Annotated in this window: 1 protein-coding gene and 1 pseudogene; one reads left to right on the forward strand and one right to left on the reverse strand. The window is 56.3% G+C overall.

Annotated features, from left to right (window positions below; all coding sequences use genetic code 11):
- Positions 1-66 precede the first annotated feature (66 nt).
- Positions 67-510: pseudogene (locus A3A5_RS0123475) on the forward strand (IS256 family transposase); the annotation flags it as partial.
- Positions 511-522: 12 nt separating this feature from the next.
- Here the strand turns inward: A3A5_RS0123475 and A3A5_RS43565 are convergent.
- On the reverse strand, positions 523-846 hold the full coding sequence (locus A3A5_RS43565) for a hypothetical protein (protein WP_157637287.1): 324 nt from the start codon (positions 844-846) through the stop codon (positions 523-525).
- Positions 847-1069: the final 223 nt, after the last annotated feature.

Genomic DNA, 1069 nt, shown 5'->3' on the forward strand with positions numbered 1-1069 from the left:
TTGGCCATATGACCGCGGCGCTCTCGCCACCCTCGGTCGCCCTTAATTCCTTATCGCGACAGAACCCCAAAATCCCAGCATGGCCGCGCCAAGGCAGATCTGCAGGCGATTTGGATGGCGGCCACCCGCGCAGATGCCTTTGCTGCCTTCGATCGCTTTGTGACGATCTACGGCGCCAAGTACCCCAAGGCCACCGGCGTGCTCACCAAAGATCGAGACAGCCTGCTGACGTTCTACGACTTCCCGGCCGAGCACTGGCAGCACATCCGCACGACGAACGCGATTGAGTCGACCTTCGCGACCGTGCGTCACCGCACGACGCGCACGCGCAATTGTGTGTCACGAGCAACCTTCCTTGGCCTGGCCTTCAAGCTGATCGAGGAAGCCGAGAAAACATGGCGCCCCATCAATGGCGCCGAACACATCGAACTGCTCTTGAAGGGCGTTCCCTTCAAGGACGGAACCCCGGCGCAAGGCAATCCGCCGGTTCAGCAGAAACTCGCCGCCTGATGCCGGCCACGATCAGCCTTCATACACCACAATTGACAATATCTCTACCAGTTCTCCTGAGCCTCTTTTGGCTTGCGTAACATCCGCAGCACGTTGCACAGGATCCTTCACTTTTCGTTTCGCTTCGGCAACGGCGGCACACCATTCGATTCGCTCGACCTTGCCAGCGACAATACGCTGAGCTGCGTGGTCGGACGTAACTAGCTTCGCAAGAGCTTGCTTGCGATGCTGGTTTCGGGGCAAGTCGAAAACCTCTGGCTCGATCGAGTTGGACGCGCAGGTCACGTGTGGCGAGTGGTAGCCAATCGATGTCCCGCGCAGCGCGCAAATCATCATGGAACCCGCCTACCTCAACCATGTCGAAATCACGATTAGTTGAACCGAATCGGGCGATTTGAAAGCCTGAAGCTGTTCCTTCTGAAAGTACTTTAATGGATGTTAATTTACTAGATGCATTATGATAACTGGACTTTAGACATTCAGCGCCCCGAATCGGGGGCGAGAAAGTAGTTGGAAATCGAAAAAACGCTTGACATGGATGGGCAATCGTGAGGCCGCT

The organism is Cupriavidus sp. UYPR2.512, from assembly GCF_000379565.1.
Taxonomy (GTDB): domain Bacteria; phylum Pseudomonadota; class Gammaproteobacteria; order Burkholderiales; family Burkholderiaceae; genus Cupriavidus.